This is a genomic window from Massilia sp. UBA6681 (genome assembly GCF_002454935.1).
Lineage (GTDB): Bacteria > Pseudomonadota > Gammaproteobacteria > Burkholderiales > Burkholderiaceae_D > Telluria > Telluria varians.
This window is the reverse complement of the sequence record NZ_DKJX01000015.1, coordinates 44,908-62,012: the sequence shown is the minus strand read 5'-3', so window position 1 is coordinate 62,012 and position 17,105 is coordinate 44,908. Positions and strand designations below refer to the sequence as shown.

Genomic DNA, 17,105 nt, shown 5'->3' with positions numbered 1-17,105 from the left:
CGCCGGCCTGCTGGCCCTGCGCATGGTGCTCGGGCTGGCCTGGGTGCGCCGGCGGACCCGCGCGGGGCAGTACCGGCTCGACCCCGCCTGGCAGGCGCGGCTCGACAGGATGGCGCGGGGCATGGGCATCGCCCGCCGCGTCACCCTGGGCTTGGTCGACGACCTGGCGAGTCCGGTGACGGCCGGCTGGTGGCGCCCGGTGGTGCTGGTGCCGGCGGCGCTGGTGTCGGGCATGCCGCCGCAGCTGCTGGAAGCGCTGCTGGCGCACGAACTGGCGCACGTGCGCCGCTGTGACTACGTAGTGAATTTGATCCAGAGCGCGATCGAGATCCTGCTGTTCTACCACCCGGCCGTGTGGTGGCTGTCGAACCGGATCCGCGAAGAGCGCGAACAGATTGCAGATGATGTAGCCGCAAGCACGCTCGGCGAACCGCGGCGCCTGGCACTTGCATTGTCCGAACTGGACCTGTTCCAGTTCACCCCGCAACTTGCCCCAGCAGCACATGGAGGAAATCTTATGTCCCGCATCAAACGCCTGGTTCGTCCCGAAACCGAACCGCTGAACTGGAAGCTGGCGCTTCCGATCCTGGGCCTGGCCACCGCGGCCGCCTTCTACTCCTGGTCGGCGCCGGCCCATGCCGGGGCCGAGCAGCCGGCCCCGGTCCCGCGTGCCGAGCCCGCGCCCCGTCCGCAAGCCGCGCCGGCCGAGCGCCGCGTGGTGCGCAAGGAGGGCAGGGAAGAGCCTTATGCCGTGGTGCGCGCCAACGACAAGAACACGAGCATGACCGGCAGCAGCGACGACTGGGACGACATCAAGGAAGCCAAGCGCCGCATTGGCGGCGACTTCCTGTGGTTCCGCGAGGGTGGCCAGGCCTGGTACATCCAGGATGCCGGCGTGCTGGCGAAGGTCGATGCCGCCTGGGCGCCGATGAACCGGCTGGGGACGCAGATGGACGTGTACGGCAAGGAGATGGACGTGCACGGCAAGAAGATGGATGCGCTCGGCAAGGACATGGACGTGGCGGCGCGCGGCTTCAAGCCGGACGAGGACAAGCTGCGCGTGGTCGAGGAGCGCATGGAAGCACTGGGCGAAGAAATGGAGAAGCTCGGCAAGCAGCTGGGCGCGATCGACAGCGTCAGGGAGCGCGAGCGCATCCAGGGCCGCATGAGCGAAGTCGGCCAGCAGATGTCGGCGGCGGGGCAGGAGATCAGCCAGCTGCACAACGGGCCGGGCATGCGCGAGGCGCAGAAGTCGATGGACGCGATCGGGCGCCGCATGAGCGAAGCCGGCAAGCCGATGGATGCGATCGGCAAGAAGATGGGCGCGCTCGGCAAGGAGATGGAGCGCGAGAGCAAGGCGGCGGACAAGACGGTGCGCGCGTTGATCCGCGAAGCGCGCGAGAAGGGGCTGGCAAAGCCGGTGCCGCAGGCGGGCTGACAATCAAGAAAACGGCCTGGCGCTCGGAGCGACAGGCCGCAATTTTACCAACTGGTCAAAAAACGCTGGCGTGCTGCCTCAGCAGCGCAGCGGCGTCGCGACCGGTCTTACTGCTGCGCGATCTTGCCGCGCCATGCACCGGTTTCCGAGCCGCGCTTCTCCAGCAGTTCCTTGAAGTTCTGCAGGTTGCCACGCAGTTCCATGCGCACGGCGCCCATGGCGTCGCCGACGGATTCGATCGCGTTTTCCGGTTCATAGTCCATTTGAACCATGACGCGGCAGCAGTTGTCCGAGATCTTGTGGAAGGTAGCGACACCGCCGTTCTTCACGCCGGTGACGCTGCGCCATGCGATGCGCTTGTCCGGGATCTGTTCGGTGATTTCGGCATCCCACTCCTTCTCTTCGCCGGCCACGTTGGCGCGCCAGTGCAGGTGCTTGTCGTCGAGCTGGCGGATTTCCTTGACGCTCTTCATGAACTGCGGGAAGTCCTCGAACTGCGTCCACTGGTTGTACGCGGTCTTGACCGGAACGTTGATCTCGATCGATTCCGAGACCGACGAGCTGGCGCCATAACCACTGCGGTTTTGTTTCAGTTTTTTGGACAGCATCATGCCGCCGACGGCAAGTGCGGCAACGGTAACTACGCGGTTCAGCATAAGAATTCTCCTTTGATGGAAGCTGCCCGCACCTCTGACATGTTGGCCCGAAACGAGGGTGCGAGACTAAGGGCTTCGTGGACGACATGGTCTGACGGGCCACGCGATTTGTCGCGGATCTCTATTTAAAATAAGCGAAAAGACAATTGGGCGGCGCGCGAAACGATGGGCCGCTTATACTGATGAGCCTGTTGTTGGCTGCCAGAAAGGAGACCACATGAACTTGCAAGGAGGATGTTTCTGCGGTGCAGTTCGCTACACGGTAAGCGGCGATATTTTTAACAGCACCCTGTGCCACTGCACCGACTGCCGCCGGATTTCCGGCGCTCCTGCACTGGCCTGGTTCAGCGCGCGCCGGGCCGACTTCCGCTTCACCAAAGGCGAGCCGCAACGCTTCGCTTCGAGCGAGCACGTGCTGCGTGGCTTTTGCCCTCAATGCGGCACCACGCTCACTTTCGAAGACGACCGCTGGCCGGAAGAACTGGACATCGCCAGCGCCAGCCTCACCGACCCCGAACAGGTGCCGCCAGGCGACCATACTTTCGTGCGCAGCCGCCTGAGCTGGATGAACATGCACGACGGCCTGCCCGAATACCCGAGCACGCGGGCGGCCGGGAAATAGCCCACGGCCCTAACGCCGCCGGATGCTGCCGTCGCTGATCTGGGCCTGCGTGTGCACCAGGTTGGCCTCGAAGGATTGCATCTGCAATCCGACCGGCGTCATGTCCACGCCGGAGCCTTCGATGCGCGGGAACAAATCGTTTTCCTCCTCCTGGATGTGGGCCGCGACGGCGGTGATCAGTTCGCGCATCAGGGTGTCGCTGTGGCTGTCGTCGAGCGACATGCCTTCCAGCGTCGCGACCAGGTCGTCCACTTTCTGGTGGTCCTGCTCGAAGTGGCTGATCAAGGATTCGTCAATGCAGCGCACCGCCGGATAGAAGATCGATTCCTCCAGCCGCGAGTGCATGTGCAGGGCCTGCAGGATCTGGGTCCCGGCCTGCTTTTTCACCTCCTGGCTGTCGCTGTTGAGATACCTGTCGGCCAGCGCGCGCACCATGTCGTGGTCGCGTATCAATGCCTTGACCGGCTGGTCGACCGGAAACGTGCCTGCTGCCTTGTCGCTTGCCATACCATCCTCCGTCTCGTGTTCGCTCTTGGGCGACGGCGTCCTGCCGCCGCCGTGGCCTTTCAGGCTAGTACAGGCGATGGATAAAACAAGGATCGCGTGGTTTTCGCTGCATAGCTGGATGGGCATACAGTAATCACGGCGTTATAATGGCCGGATGCAGAATCTCCTCCATAACCTCAATCCCGAACAGCTCGCCGCCGTCACCCTGCCGTCGCAGAGCGCGCTGATCCTGGCCGGCGCCGGTTCCGGCAAGACGCGCGTGCTGACGACCCGCATCGCCTGGCTGATCCAGACCGGGCAGGTGTCGCCCGCCGGCATCATGGCGGTGACCTTCACCAACAAGGCGGCGAAGGAGATGCTGACCCGCCTGTCCTCCATGCTGCCGATTAATACGCGCGGCATGTGGATCGGCACCTTCCACGGCCTGTGCAACCGGCTGCTGCGTACCCACTACAAGGACGCCGCGCTGCCGCAAGCCTTCCAGATCCTCGATTCGCAGGACCAGCTCTCGCTCATCAAGCGCATGCTGAAGGCTGCCAACGTGGACGATGAAAAATACCCGGCCAAGGCGCTGATGTACTTCATCAACAACGCCAAGGAGCAGGGCCTGCGCGCCAATCGCCTGGAGCCGAACGACCCGATCGAGCGCCGCATGATCGAGCTCTACGAGCTGTACGAAGGCCAGTGCCAGCGCGAGGGCGTGGTCGATTTCGCCGAGCTGCTGCTGCGCTCCTACGAGCTGCTGGCCCGCAACGGCCCGCTGCGCCACCACTACCAGATGCGCTTCCGCCACATCCTGGTCGACGAGTTCCAGGATACCAACGACCTGCAGTACAACCTCTTGAAACTGCTGGCCGGGCATGACGAGGAGGGCGGCGGCGCCATCTTCGCCGTGGGCGACGACGACCAGAGCATCTACGCCTTCCGCGGCGCCAACGTCGGCAACATGCAGGCCTTCGAGCGCGAGTTCCGCGTCAAGAACCTGATCAAGCTGGAGCAGAACTACCGCTCCTTCGGCCACATCCTCGACAGCGCGAACTACCTGATCGCCAACAACACCAAGCGTCTAGGGAAGAACCTGCGCACCGATGCGGGGCAGGGCGAGCAGGTGCGCGTGTACGAAGCGGCCAGCGACCTCGAAGAAGCGCAGTGGATCATCGAGGAAGCCAAGAGCCTGATGAAGGACGGCCTGTCGCGCAGCGAGATCGCCATCCTGTACCGTTCCAACGCGCAAAGCCGCGTGATCGAGCACGCGCTGTTCGCGGCCGGCCTGCCCTACACCGTGTACGGCGGCCTGCGCTACTTCCAGCGCGCCGAGGTCAAGCACGCCATCGCTTATTTGCAGCTGATGGACAACCCGCACAACGATTCGGCTTTCCTGCGCGTGGTGAACTTCCCCACGCGCGGCATCGGCGCGCGCTCGATCGAGCAGCTGCAGATGGCGGCCGACTCCTACGGCATCTCGCTGTATGCGGCGGTGCCCTATATGACGGGCAAGGCCGGCAGCGCGCTCGGCAACTTCGTGAAGCTGGTCGAATCGGCGCGTTTCGAGACCCAGCAGCTGCCGCTGCCGGAACTGGTGCGCGTGGTGCTGGAACGCAGCGGCCTGTTGCTGCACTACCAGAACGAGAAGGAAGGCGCCGACCGCATCGAGAACCTGGAGCAGATGGTCAATGCCGCCACCCAGTTCGTACAGGAAGAAGGCTTCGGCCAGGGCGCCCCGGCCCACCTCGGCCCGCAGGCGCTGCCCCAGATCGGCGAAGCCATCGTCAACCAGGACGGCATCGAGATCCTCGATTCCGACGCCCCGCTGGCCAGCGTGATGTCGCCGCTGTCGGCCTTCCTCACCCATGCTTCGCTGGAAGCGGGCGACGCCCAGGCCCAGGCCGGACAGGATGCCCTGCAGCTCATGACGGTGCACTCGGCCAAGGGCCTGGAATTCGACGCCGTGTTCATCACCGGCCTGGAAGAAGGCCTGTTCCCGCACGAGAGCAGCGCGCGCGAACTCGATGGCGTGGACGAAGAACGACGCCTGATGTACGTGGCAATCACGCGCGCGCGCAAGCGTCTGTACATGAGCTTTACCCAGCAGCGCATGCTGCACGGCCAGACCCGCTTCAACATGAAGTCGCGCTTCTTCGACGAACTGCCGGAAGAGTCGATCAAGTGGCTGTCGCCACGCGTCCAGACCAACTGGTTCGCTGGCCGCAAGCAGACCACGGCCTGGGACGACGCCGCCTTCCGCGACGGTTCCGACAACAAGATCGCGCAGCAGATCACCCAGAAGTCCGGCAACGGCTCCGGCTGGCGGGTGGGCGAGAGCGTTTCCCACGCCAAGTTCGGCGAGGGCGTGATCGTGAATATCGAGGGCGGTGCGGGCGCGGCGCGCGCCCAGATCAACTTCGGCGCGGCGGGGATGAAGGTGCTGGACCTGTCGGTGGCGAAGCTGGAGCGCGTCGGCCGCTAACTGCTTTTCGTAGGGTGGGCAGGTTTCCTGCCCACGCGTTCAACTAGCCTGAGAATACCTGCGCGGTTATTCGAAAGATAGCTATCACCGCGTGGGCGTTTGTAATTCCGGGCATTGCCCGAAATTACCCCGCCCACCCTACGGTTTATTTGCTCAGGTTGACCGGGCCGGTCTGCTGACCACCATCCACCGGCTTCCCGAAAATCTGCCGATACCCCACATACATCGCGCACTGCAGCAGCAGGATGAACAGGAAGATCAGCCACATGATCACCACGCGCGTCATGTTCGAGGCGCCCAGCAGCAGGGTGATCACCATGCAGATCCCGAAGAAGATCGCGAACCAGGCCAGCAGCAGCACGATGAACACGCGCGCGCTGCGCACCACGGCGAAGAAGCTGTAGAACACCGCCTTACCGGCCGTCATCTTCTGCCAGTAGGTGAGCGGCGCGGCGAAACACAGCGACATCAGGGCCGCCACGTCCAGCCCGAAAATCATGAACATCGCCAGGATGTCCGAGCCCGCCACCTGCGGCTGGCCCCCTTCGCGTCCCTGGCGCGCCACCTGTTCCCAGAAGCCCGGATCGACCGCGAAGCGCGTGATCACGGCCATCAGGAGCGACACGGCCAGGTAGATCAGGCCCACCTTGCACAAATCCTTCACCACCGGCTGGCGGAAGCCCGTCAGCAGCACACCGGGCGTGACCCGTTCGCCGTTCTCGATCATCAGGCAGGCCTTCATGAAGGCCATCGAGAACGACGGGATCAGGACCACCGCGATCATCGGCCCGAGCAGGGGCACGGCACTGATGCCGATGCTGATCAGGATGTTCGCGAACAGCAGCGTGGTCAGCGCGGCCGGTTGTTTGCGGAACAGGCCGGCGCCTTGCTTGAGCCAGTGCCAGCCGGTGATTGCAGGAATAGAGTTCATGTAGGCAGTTGGGGCGCGCCGCGTTCGATGCGGGCGCGCAGGATGCGTTCGAAGTGGGTGGGGTCGTGGGGCGTGAGCAGTTCTGCTTCACGCGGAATATGCAGATCATACAGGCGCGACAGCCAGAAGCGCAGCGCGCCGGCGCGCAGCATCGGCAGCCAGGCAGCCTGTTCTTCCTGGGTGAACGGGCGCACGGCATGATAGGCCTCGAGCAGGGCGCGCACGCGTGCCTCATCGAGCACGCCGCTTGCCAGGTCGACGCACCAGTCGTTGACGGTCACGGCGACGTCGAACAGCCAGGTGTCGACGCCGGCAAAGTAGAAGTCGAAGCAGCCGCTCAGGCGCTCGCCTTCGAACATCACGTTGTTGCGGAACAGGTCGGCGTGTACCGGGCCGCGCGTGAGCGCGGCATAGGTGGCGGTGCGCGCGAAGTCGCTCTGGAAGCCGACTTCATTGCGCAGCAGGTCCGCTTCGGCTTGCGAGATCAGCGGCAGCACGGTGGGCGCGGTCGCCGTGATCCAGTCCAGGCCGCGCAGGTTGGGCTGGTGCAGGGCAAAATCCTGCGCCGCCAGGTGCATGCGCGCCAGCATGCCGCCGACTTCGGCGCAGTGCGCCGGCTGCGGATCGAGCTGCGAGGCGCCGCTCAGGCGGCTGACGATGATGGCCGGCTTGCCCTGCAGGGTGACGACCAGTTCGCCGTCGATCGTCGGCACCGGCGCCGGCACCGGAATGCCGCGCTCGGCCAGGTGGCGCATCAGCTGCACATAGAAGGGCAATTGTTCGAAGCGGAGGTTCTCGAAAATGGTCAGCACGAATTCCCCACGCTCGGTGGTGAGGAAGAAATTGCTGTTTTCAATGCCGGAGGAAATGCCCTGAAGCGCGAGGGCGTCGCCGAGGGGGAACTGCTTGATCCACTGGGAAAGGTCGTCCAGCGAGACCGCGGTAAAAACTGCCATGAGCTAGCAACAAAGGTGAGGGTCGGCTGCGGCCGGTGGCCGCAGCGTCAGGATTATTTTTTTTCGACTGGTTCCAGTGGCGGCGGGGGCGGCACATCGGCGCGCGCGGGCACGCCTGCCTTGGCCGGCGCAGGCGACGGCGACGACGCAACAGGCGTCGGAGCGCTGGTGGCCTGGTCGGTCTGCTGCTTTTTCGGATTGCCGAAGTCGAATTCCATGACCTGCCATTGTGGGGCGCGGATCGCGCTGCTCTGGGCGTCGCCGGGTTGGGCGTTTCCTGGTGCAACGTTGGGTTTCATGATGTAGCGGCTCTTGCCGCTTTGCACTTCCACTTCGGTGACCGAACCGTCGTTGCCCCGCTTTTCGGTGATGCGGGTGCGTTCTTTCGGCGGAATGGTGGTCGCCGGCGTGTCGCTGCCCGGCTCGATACGCTCGAGCTGGGGCGGGGTCTGCGCCGGGCGCTGTTGGGCGGGAGCCTGCTGTTGTGCCTGCGCCGCGGCCAGGCCGGCGTGCGCGATGAGGCACAGCGTCAGAAGTTTCAGGCGGGAGGATGTGCGCAACATGATGGTCACCTTGTGTCGTTTGGTTCATTGTAACAAACAGACACGCTTCCCTGTGAAAAGTGTGTGGAAGTTCGGCCAGGCCGATTCTGCGATAATGCCGGACACTTTGGCGCAGTCGCGCCGGCCTTATTTTGAGATGTCTCCCTATGGAAAATACCCTGCTGCTCGTTGACGGCTCCAGCTACCTCTACCGCGCCTACCACGCGCTGCCCGACCTGCGCAGCCCGGACGGTTTCCCGACCGGCGCCATGCACGGGATGGTCAACATGCTGCGCCGCCTGCGCGCCGACTACCCGGCGGCCTACATCGCCTGCGTGTTCGACGCCAAGGGCAAGACCTTCCGCGACGACCTCTACCCGGAATACAAGGCCACCCGCGCCTCCATGCCGGAAGACCTGGGCAAGCAGATCGAACCGATCCACGAAGTGGTGCGCCACCTCGGCTGGCCGATCCTGATGGTCGACGGCGTCGAGGCCGACGACGTGATCGGCACCCTGGCCGTGCAGGCCGCCGCGCGCGGCATGAAGACCATCATCTCGACCGGCGACAAGGACCTGGCCCAGCTGGTCAACGACAAGGTCATGCTCGTCAATACGATGAGCAACGAGAAGCTGGACGAGGCCGGCGTGCTGGCGAAATTCGGCGTGGCGCCGAACCGCATCATCGACTACCTGACCCTGATCGGCGACACCGTCGACAACGTCCCGGGCGTGAGCAAGTGCGGCCCCAAGACGGCGGTGAAGTGGCTGACCCTGCACGGCTCGCTCGACGGCGTGATCGAGAACGCCCATGCGATCGGCGGCGCGGTCGGCGAGAACCTGCGCGCCGCGCTGGAGTGGCTGCCGAAGGGCCGCGAGCTGATCACCGTGAAAACCGACTGCGACCTGGTGAGCCACGTGGTGTCGTTCGAGGAAACCCTGGTCGGCCGTCCGGAAGACGCCGAAGCCCTGCGCGACTTCTTCCAGCGCTACGGCTTCAAGACCATGCTGCGCGACCTGGGCGGCGCAGCCCGTGCCGACGGCGCGGTGGCGCCGGCGCGCGGCGCGGGTCCGGGCGGCGCACCGCTCAATTCCCCCGAAGGGGCATCCGGCACGCTGCCCGGCATGGCCATCATCAAGGGCGAGTACGAGACCATCCTCACCGACGAGCAGCTGGACAAATGGCTGGCGCTGATCGATGCCGCCGAACTGACCTCGGTCGACACCGAGACCACCTCGCTCGATCCATTGAGCGCCGAGATGGTTGGCATCTCGCTGTCGACCGAGGCCGGCAAGGGCGCCTACATCCCGGTGGCGCACCGCTACGCCGGCGCGCCCGACCAGCTGGGTCGCGAGCACGTCCTGGAGCGCATGCGTTCCTGGCTGGAGGATCCGGCCAAGCCCAAGCTGGGCCAGAACCTGAAGTACGACATGCACATCTTCGAGAACCACGGCATCAGGCTGAAGGGGATCGTGCACGACACCCTGCTGCAGTCCTACGTGTTCGAGTCGCACAAGCCGCACGACATGGACACCATGGCGATGCGCCACCTCGGCTACACCACGATTCCTTTCGTCGACGTGTGCGGCAAGGGCGCCAACATGATCTGCTTCGACCAGGTCGAGCTGGGCCGCGCCACCGAGTACGCCGGCGAGGATTCCGACATCACCCTGCGCCTGCACCAGACCATGCTGCCGCACGTCGAGAGCGACGCCGGACTCACCCGCATCTACCGCGAGATCGAGATGCCGACCATGGAAGTGCTGCAGAAGATCGAGCGCAACGGCGTGCTGATCGATTCGGAACTGCTGCAGGTGCAGTCGGGCGAGCTGGGCGCGCGCATGCTCGAGCTGGAGCAGCAGGCCTACGAACTGGCCGGCGGTCCCTTCAACCTCGGTTCGCCCAAGCAGATCGGCGAGATCTTCTTCGTCAAGCTCGGCCTGCCGGTGATCAAGAAGACCGCCACCGGCGCGCCGTCCACCGACGAAGAGGTGCTGCAGAAGCTGGCCGAGGATTACCCGCTGCCGAAGATCCTGCTCGAGCATCGCGGCATGTCCAAGCTGAAGTCGACCTATACCGACAAGCTGCCCAAGATGGTCAACCCGAAGACCGGCCGCGTGCACACCAACTATGCGCAGGCGGTGGCGATCACCGGCCGCCTGTCCTCGAACGAGCCGAACCTGCAGAACATCCCGGTGCGTAATGCCGAAGGCCGCCGCATCCGCGAAGCCTTCATCGCGCCGCCCGGCAGCGTGATCGTCTCGGCCGACTATTCGCAGATCGAGCTGCGCATCATGGCGCACATCTCGGGCGACCCGGCCATGCTGAAGGCCTTCGCCGAAGGCGAGGACATCCACCGCGCCACCGCCGCCGAGATCTTCGGCATCCCGCCCGAAGAAGTGCAGAGCGAGCAGCGCCGCTACGCCAAGGTGATCAACTTTGGCCTGATCTACGGCATGAGCGCCTTCGGCCTGGCCCAGAACCTGGGTATCGAGCGCGGCGCGGCGTCCAACTACATCGAGCGCTACTTCGCCCGCTTCGCCGGCGTGAAGCAGTACATGGACGAGACCCGCCTGCAGGCCAAGGCGCGCGGCTACGTGGAGACCGTATTCGGGCGCCGCCTGTGGCTCCCCGAGATCAACTCGCCGAACGGCCCGCGCCGCGCCGGCGCCGAACGCGCGGCGATCAATGCGCCGATGCAGGGCACGGCGGCCGACCTGATCAAGCTGGCCATGATCGCGGTGCAGAACTGGCTGGAAACCGACAAGCTCGGCACCCGCATGATCATGCAGGTGCACGACGAACTGGTACTCGAAGTGCCGGAAGCCGAGCTGGAACTGGTGCGCGTGAAGCTGCCGGAACTGATGGCGGGCGTGGCCACGCTGAATGTGCCGCTGGTCGCCGAGACCGGCGTGGGACCGAACTGGGAGCGAGCTCACTGAGCTTGCGCTAACCGAGGATCGACATATGCAAGAACGAAAACTGGGCCGTACCGGCGTCAAGGTTTCTGAAATCGGTTTCGGCGCCTGGGCCATCGGCGGCGCCTGGGGCGACGTCAGCATGGAAGACGCCAAGGCCGCCCTGCATGCGGCCCTGGACGGGGGTTGTACCTTCATCGACACCGCCGACGTCTACGGCGATGGCCGCTCGGAACAGATCATCGCGGAGGTGCTGGCGGAACGTGGCGGTGAGAAGCCGTTCGTTGCCACCAAGGCGGGCCGCCGCCTGGCTCCGCATGTGGCGGAAGGCTATACCAAGGCGAACCTGAGCGACTTCGTGGAGCGCTCGCTGCGCAACCTGCGCGTCGATTGCCTGGACCTGGTGCAGTTGCATTGCCCGCCGCCCGCGGTGTTTTACCGGCCCGAGGTCTTCCAGGCGATGGACGAGCTGGTTGCCGAGGGCAAGGTGCGTCACTACGGCGTCTCGGTCGAAAAGGTGGAAGAGGCGCTGAAGGCCATCGAATACCCGAACGTGGCGACCGTGCAGATCATCTACAACATCTTCCGCCAGCGTCCCGCCACGCTGTTCTTCGAACAAGCGAAGAAGCGCGATATCGGCGTGATCGTGCGGGTGCCGCTGGCGTCGGGACTCCTGACCGGCAAGATGGGCGCCGACACCGCATTCGCCGCCGACGACCACCGCGCCTTCAATCGCAATGGCGAGGCATTCGACAAGGGGGAGACCTTCGCCGGCGTTCCCTACCCATTGGCATTGGAAGCGGTGGAGCACATCCGCAAGCTGGTCCCCGGCGACGCGTCGATGGCGCAGTTCGCCCTGCGCTGGATCCTGATGGAAGAGGGCGTCAGCACCGTGATCCCGGGAGCCAGGAACGCCACGCAGGCAAGGTCCAACACCGAAGCGGCCGCGCTGGCGCCGCTCGCGCCGGAAGTCATGTCCGAACTGCGTGCACTCTACCGCGAGATGATCGCGCCGCATGTCCACCATCTCTGGTAACGCAAGCCGGGCAGGCCGGCTGCTGGCGCTGTCCCTGGCGCTCCTGCTCGCTGCGAGTCCCCGCGAGGCGTCGGCCCTGCCGCCGCCGCCGGAATACGTCGAGCTGACACCGGACACCATGAAGAAGCTGGGAATCGCGTACCGCATCTATCGAAAGGGCGAGATTTCGACCATCGACTTCGAGTATCCCGCCCGCATCCATAAGAAGCTGCGTCCCCGCAGAATATGGGTCGAAACGAAAGATCGGCAGGGAAGGCGGCTGCAGCGCTCGAACATCCATGCACACGAGAAGGGTAGTAACCTCTACCAACTGTTCGATCATCGCCATGTCGACCTGTCGCTCAGCGTGGAATACGGCGAACCCTATGTGTACGCATCCGCCGTGTACGGCATCACCTCGGTGTCGGCCTTCATCACGAAGTACATGAAGCCGAGCGACCTGCTGCCGCCACCGCTCATCGAGTACAAACCCTGAGCGGCATTTCGGTCAGACCAAATTTTTAAAATGGTCTGACCAAATTCGATTCATTTATGCTAACCTGAATCCTCCACTGCCGAGTTCGGCAGCTGGCGCTGAAGCGCTACCGGCCCACGAAGCCGGCAGGGCGGTGCAGCGAGCATCCGCAAGGCGCGGGCTTCATACGCGTCAAACACCGACACCCGGCACTGGCAACGGCCATGCACGGGCCGGGGGGCGGTGTCGTTTCTCCTAGTGACAAGCAATCGCGAACAGCGCGCTCCCAGCGAGGCGGCGGCTGGCGCTCGCCTGTCCACATCATCAATTGACCGATCAGGACCAAGAAATGAAAACAAAAATCATATTGGAGACACTGATACTGGCTGCAGCGCTCACCGCAACCCAGGCGGGCGCCGCACCCATATCCCTGCAAGGCAGCACGATCACCGCGACCTACAATGGCTCCGCCGAAGGCATGCTCGGGCTGGATCACTGGTTCGCTGCAGAACCCGGCAGCAACACGACTGCCATCGATCCCAGCGACGATCCGATGAACCAGGAATTCATCACGAGCGACTTCTGGTTCGCGTTCGACTTTTCGACCACCGGTCGACTGGCCGTCACACTCAACGACGATCCGGCGAATCTACCCGCTGGCGACTACCGTGCGAGCTTCGATTTCGGCGCCAGCCTGGCCAAGCAGATCGGCAGCTTCACGCTGCTGGATACCGGCGGGATTGGCGGCTTGCCTGCCTTGTCCGTGGTGAATGACCACACCATTGCGATCGACCTGTCCTCGGTCACCTGGAACGGCGCGTTCAGCACCTTTTACGCGCAGATCGGCGATGCGGCGGCAGTGCCGGAACCGGGCAGCATCGGCCTGGCGCTTGCCGGCGTCGCCGGCCTCGCCATGAGCCGTCGCCGCAAGGGCGTGGCACGCGCGCAACGTTAAGCATCCATCATCCTGTTCCAGGAGGGCATATGAAACATCCAGGTTTCAAGGCATCGGCTTGCGCCGCTGCCGTGCTGGCGTGCGCGTTCGGCGTGTCCGCAAGCGCGTTCGCCGAACCGGCACGGCAGGTGGCGCCGGCGGACGGCTGGGCTGGCCAGGCCGGCGGCACGCTCGGCGGCTCGGCAGCCGGTACCGAACACATCTACACCGTCAGCAGGCGCTCCGAACTGTTGGCAGCGCTGAACAATGGCGGCGACAACCCGAAAATCATCAAGCTGGTCGGCACCATCGACATGAGCGAGGGCAGGCCCTATACCTCGACCTCCGACCAGGCGGCGCGCGGCGCCATCCGGCTCAAGAGCAATACCACGCTGATCGGCGCCGACGCCAATGCGGGCATCGTCAACGGCACCGTGCTGGTGTCGAACGTCTCGCAGGTCATCATCCGCAACCTCAAGATCGTCGCGCCTTGCGACGTCGAGCCGGTCTGGGACCCGACCGACGGCGCCACCGGCAACTGGAATTCGGCCTACGACGCGATCGGGGTCTCGGGTTCGCACCACGTCTGGGTCGACCGCGTGACCCTGACCGACGTGCCGCTGACCGATGACTTCTTGCCGGTCGAGAACGGCAAAAAGAAGCAATGCCATGACGGTGCGCTCGACATCACCAACGCATCCGACTACGTGACTGTGTCGTACAGCGTCTTCGGCCAGCACGACAAGACCACGCTGGTCGGCGGCGGCGACTCGGCCACCGCCGATGAAGGCAAGCTGCGCGTCACCTTCAGCAACAACGTATACCGCGACGTGGCCCAGCGCGCCCCGCGCGTACGTTTCGGCCAGGTGCACGTGTTCAACAATTACTTCGTTGGCAGCAAGTCCGCCTCGCCGTATGCACACAGCTACAGCATCGGCGCCGGGAAGAATGCGAAAATCCTGTCGTCGAACAACGTGTTCGAGGTGGCCGGTGCGGCCAGCTGCGACGGGGTCGTCACCAACATGAGCAGCGGCAATCCTGGCGCCTTCAAGGACAGCGGTTCGGTCCTGAATGGCAAGGCGCTGGGCGCCTGCGCGGTCTCGAACGCCGTCAGCTGGACCCCGCCGTATGCCTTTGCACCGCGTCCGGTATCGCTGGTGAAGACCAATGCACTGGCCCAGGCCGGCGTTGGCAAGATCAGCACGACGATCAGCGGCACCGGCAAGGTCACGGTGGACCAGAATCCGACCCTGGCATGTCCGGCCACCGGCTTGTATTTCTGCGACGATTTCCAGAGCGGCAGCACTGCCAAGTGGAACCTGCTGCCGTTGGCGGGGCCGAACGGCAAGTTCAGCGTGACGTCCGAGGTGGCTGGCGGCGACAACAAGGTGCTGCAGTACACGGCCGCGACCACGGGTGGCGTCCTCGCCCTGGTCAAGCCGGAAGCCTTCGGCGGCGTGCCTTCGGGCGACTACTTTGTCGAGGCGCGCATCCGCCCGATGACGAACGGCACCACCGGCAACAAGTTCCTGTACCTGGTCACGCGCTACGTCGATCCGGCCAATTGGTACGCGGCCGGCCTGAACGTGCAGAACAGCACCACCAGCACGCGGGTGGAAATCGCCCGGATGCTGAACAATACATTGAGCCGGCCGCGCCAGGTGGCCGAGCCGATCGCGATGGATGCGCAGTTCTATACCGTGCGCTTCGAGATGATCGGCAGCACGCTCACGGTCTATCTCGACGGCCGCAACCTCGGCTCGGTCACCGACAGCTCGTTCGCGGCGCGCGGCCTGATCGGCCTGTACACCGCCAACAAGAGCTTCATGATCGATGACGTACGCGTCGGCGACCCGCGCCTGAAGCCAGTACAGCTGAATGTCGATCCGGCCGGCCTGGCCTGGTCGGCCGAAGTCGGCGACACTCCTTACCAGGTGAAGGTGACGGCGGTTGCCGGCGACGGCCAGCCGGACAGCTTCAGCGCCGAATCGAGCAACCCGGCGGTGGTGACGGTGGCCACCAGCGGCAATACCGTGACCCTCACGCCGGTGGGCGCGGGCAAGGCTGATGTCGTGATCCGGAGCGGCTCCGAGCCCTCGATCGGCCGCACGATCGCCGCCACCGTCGCGCCGCAGTTCATGCAGCCGACCCAGGTGTATGCGATGCAGGGCGCCAGCTTCCCGGCCCCGCTCGACGCGGCGACGCAGGTCGACACGCCGCTGCGGCTGGTCTTCGACAAGCCGCCGACCCTGGGCAGCAGCGGCAGCATCCGCATCTTCCGCAAGATGGACGACGCGCTGGTCGACGTCATCCGCCTGAGGGATGAAAACGACGCGCTGGGCTACGAGGGCCAGGCGCTGGTACGCAAGGTCAACACCACGCCGATCAAGATCGTCGGCAATACCGTGACGATCAAGCCGCACAGCGGCAAGCTGGCCTACGGCACCGAGTACTACGTGGCGATCGCCGATGGCGTGTTCACCGGCACCAGCCTGGGCGGCACGCCTTTCGTGGGCCTGGGCAAGGCGGCCGGCTGGACCTTCGCTACCCGTGCCGGCGCGCCCACCGGCAGCAGCCTGACGGTGGACGACGACGGCGAGGCCGACTTCCGCACCGTGCAGGGCGCGCTCAACCATGCGATGCAGCGTTTCGCGAAGGCAGACCCGGTGACCATCAACGTCCGCAACGGCCGCTACGAGGAACTGCTGTACCTGAACGGCAAGGACAACGTCAGCATCAAGGGCGAAAGCCGCGACGGCGTGATGATCTCGTACACCAACAACGAGACCTTCAACCCGGGTACCGGCAGCAGCCAGCCGGGCAGCGCGGCCGGCACGCCTTCCGGCGGACGCGCGCTGATGCTGGTCGAGGCCTCGGACATGCTCAGCCTCGAGACACTGAGCCTGAAGAACACGACCATCCGTTCCAGCAGCATCTCCGGACAGGCCGAAACCATCTACTTCAACAGCGAGGGCCGACTAGTGGCGAAGAACGCCGGCTTCTACAGCGAGCAGGACACCCTGAACCTGAAGGGCTGGTCCTGGTTCTATCGCACGCTGGTGGAGGGCAACGTCGACTTCATCTGGGGCAGCAGCCGCGCCGCCCTGTTCGAGGACAGCGAGATCCGCTCGGTGGGCGACAGCGCCAATGCCAACAGCGGCGGCTACGTACTGCAGGCACGCGTGCCCACAAGCACCGATATCGGCTACGTCTTCCTCAACAGCGCGCTGACCCATGGTCCAGGCCCGGGGCCGCTGCGTAGCGACGTGCCGAACGGCGCCACCTACCTGGCGCGCAGTTCGGGCAACACCGGCACCTGGGACAATATCGCCTTTATCAACTGCAAGATGGACACGCACGTGGCGGCGGTGGGTTGGGCAGGGCAGGGGGTGAACGGGCAGCCGGCGCCGAATCCGGCCGTGGCCCGCGCCGACGCGGGCTGGCGCGAGTACGGCAGCACCGACATGGCGGGAAATCCGCTCAACCTGGGGGCGCGCGTGGGTGGCTACATCCTGAGCGACACCGACGTGGCGAATCGCTTCGCTTCGCGCGACAAGGTATTCGCGGGGTATGGCAACGGAGCGGGGTGGAATCCGCAGCCCTGATGTGCGTGACCGGCGTTCCTGCAAAGCGGGAACGCCGGC

13 protein-coding genes are annotated in these 17,105 nt (G+C 64.9%); 8 read left to right on the top strand and 5 right to left on the bottom strand.

The window, feature by feature from the left end; genetic code table 11:
- Positions 1-1,438 (top strand): M56 family metallopeptidase (locus tag B2R83_RS02340; RefSeq protein WP_292038104.1); only part of this gene is annotated, 1,438 nt, incomplete at its 5' end.
- Positions 1,439-1,545: 107 nt separating this feature from the next.
- On the opposite strand, the gene B2R83_RS02335 is transcribed toward B2R83_RS02340, so the two are convergent.
- The gene (locus tag B2R83_RS02335; protein ID WP_081925909.1) at positions 1,546-2,094 is read right to left on the bottom strand and encodes an SRPBCC family protein; all 549 of its coding nucleotides are present in this window, start codon (positions 2,092-2,094) and stop codon (positions 1,546-1,548) included.
- 217 nt (positions 2,095-2,311) lie between these two features.
- On the opposite strand from B2R83_RS02335, the gene B2R83_RS02330 reads away from it, so the two are divergent.
- The gene (locus B2R83_RS02330) at positions 2,312-2,716 is read left to right on the top strand and encodes a GFA family protein (RefSeq protein ID WP_027865772.1); all 405 of its coding nucleotides are present in this window, start codon (positions 2,312-2,314) and stop codon (positions 2,714-2,716) included.
- A gap of 9 nt (positions 2,717-2,725) precedes the next feature.
- Here the strand turns inward: B2R83_RS02330 and B2R83_RS02325 are convergent, their stop codons facing one another.
- Positions 2,726-3,223 (bottom strand): hemerythrin domain-containing protein, encoded by a 498-nt coding sequence (locus tag B2R83_RS02325; protein WP_292038102.1) that lies wholly within the window; start codon positions 3,221-3,223, stop codon positions 2,726-2,728.
- A gap of 154 nt (positions 3,224-3,377) precedes the next feature.
- Between B2R83_RS02325 and B2R83_RS02320 the strand changes: the two genes are divergently transcribed.
- A complete protein-coding gene (locus B2R83_RS02320; protein ID WP_027865770.1) occupies positions 3,378-5,690 on the top strand; it encodes a UvrD-helicase domain-containing protein in 2,313 nt (770 codons plus the stop codon).
- Between the two features lie 145 nt (positions 5,691-5,835).
- On the opposite strand, the gene B2R83_RS02315 is transcribed toward B2R83_RS02320, so the two are convergent.
- Genes B2R83_RS02315 through B2R83_RS02305 form a run of 3 tightly spaced genes read right to left on the bottom strand, consistent with a single transcriptional unit; the run spans position 5,836 to position 8,140 of the window.
- Positions 5,836-6,621 carry a BPSS1780 family membrane protein gene (locus B2R83_RS02315; protein WP_292038101.1) on the bottom strand — a complete coding sequence of 262 codons (786 nt, stop codon included), beginning with the start codon at positions 6,619-6,621 and terminating at the stop codon, positions 5,836-5,838.
- Entirely contained in the window at positions 6,618-7,577 is a 960-nt protein-coding gene (locus tag B2R83_RS02310; RefSeq protein ID WP_292038099.1) for a homoserine kinase, read from the bottom strand. Before B2R83_RS02310 ends, B2R83_RS02315 begins: the two co-directional genes overlap by 4 nt.
- Positions 7,578-7,630: 53 nt before the next feature.
- Positions 7,631-8,140 carry a hypothetical protein gene (locus B2R83_RS02305; protein ID WP_292038098.1) on the bottom strand — a complete coding sequence of 170 codons (510 nt, stop codon included), beginning with the start codon at positions 8,138-8,140 and terminating at the stop codon, positions 7,631-7,633.
- Positions 8,141-8,286: 146 nt separating this feature from the next.
- On the opposite strand from B2R83_RS02305, the gene polA reads away from it, so the two are divergent.
- The 5 genes from polA to B2R83_RS02280 all read left to right on the top strand — a co-directional run bounded on the left by polA (position 8,287) and on the right by B2R83_RS02280 (position 17,066).
- On the top strand, positions 8,287-11,061 hold the full coding sequence (polA, locus tag B2R83_RS02300; RefSeq protein ID WP_292038097.1) for a DNA polymerase I: 2,775 nt from the start codon (positions 8,287-8,289) through the stop codon (positions 11,059-11,061).
- Positions 11,062-11,086: 25 nt separating this feature from the next.
- Positions 11,087-12,073 carry an aldo/keto reductase gene (locus B2R83_RS02295; protein WP_292038095.1) on the top strand — a complete coding sequence of 329 codons (987 nt, stop codon included), beginning with the start codon at positions 11,087-11,089 and terminating at the stop codon, positions 12,071-12,073.
- Entirely contained in the window at positions 12,054-12,548 is a 495-nt protein-coding gene (locus B2R83_RS02290; RefSeq protein WP_292038094.1) for a hypothetical protein, read from the top strand. Before B2R83_RS02295 ends, B2R83_RS02290 begins: the two co-directional genes overlap by 20 nt.
- 328 nt (positions 12,549-12,876) lie before the next feature.
- Positions 12,877-13,482, top strand: a complete 606-nt coding sequence (locus tag B2R83_RS02285) for a PEP-CTERM sorting domain-containing protein (RefSeq protein WP_292038092.1) — start codon at positions 12,877-12,879, stop codon at positions 13,480-13,482.
- Between the two features lie 29 nt (positions 13,483-13,511).
- Positions 13,512-17,066 carry a pectinesterase family protein gene (locus B2R83_RS02280; protein ID WP_292038091.1) on the top strand — a complete coding sequence of 1,185 codons (3,555 nt, stop codon included), beginning with the start codon at positions 13,512-13,514 and terminating at the stop codon, positions 17,064-17,066.
- The last annotated feature ends 39 nt before the right edge of the window (positions 17,067-17,105 follow it).

Coding starts and splice junctions, on each gene's coding strand:
- B2R83_RS02335 (WP_081925909.1), bottom strand. CDS start 2,094: ATGCTGAACCGCGTAGTTACCGTTGCCGCACTTGCCGTCGGCGGCATG.
- B2R83_RS02330 (WP_027865772.1), top strand. CDS start 2,312: ATGAACTTGCAAGGAGGATGTTTCTGCGGTGCAGTTCGCTACACGGTA.
- B2R83_RS02325 (WP_292038102.1), bottom strand. CDS start 3,223: ATGGCAAGCGACAAGGCAGCAGGCACGTTTCCGGTCGACCAGCCGGTC.
- B2R83_RS02320 (WP_027865770.1), top strand. CDS start 3,378: ATGCAGAATCTCCTCCATAACCTCAATCCCGAACAGCTCGCCGCCGTC.
- B2R83_RS02315 (WP_292038101.1), bottom strand. CDS start 6,621: ATGAACTCTATTCCTGCAATCACCGGCTGGCACTGGCTCAAGCAAGGC.
- B2R83_RS02310 (WP_292038099.1), bottom strand. CDS start 7,577: ATGGCAGTTTTTACCGCGGTCTCGCTGGACGACCTTTCCCAGTGGATC.
- B2R83_RS02305 (WP_292038098.1), bottom strand. CDS start 8,140: ATGTTGCGCACATCCTCCCGCCTGAAACTTCTGACGCTGTGCCTCATC.
- polA (WP_292038097.1), top strand. CDS start 8,287: ATGGAAAATACCCTGCTGCTCGTTGACGGCTCCAGCTACCTCTACCGC.
- B2R83_RS02295 (WP_292038095.1), top strand. CDS start 11,087: ATGCAAGAACGAAAACTGGGCCGTACCGGCGTCAAGGTTTCTGAAATC.
- B2R83_RS02290 (WP_292038094.1), top strand. CDS start 12,054: ATGTCCACCATCTCTGGTAACGCAAGCCGGGCAGGCCGGCTGCTGGCG.
- B2R83_RS02285 (WP_292038092.1), top strand. CDS start 12,877: ATGAAAACAAAAATCATATTGGAGACACTGATACTGGCTGCAGCGCTC.
- B2R83_RS02280 (WP_292038091.1), top strand. CDS start 13,512: ATGAAACATCCAGGTTTCAAGGCATCGGCTTGCGCCGCTGCCGTGCTG.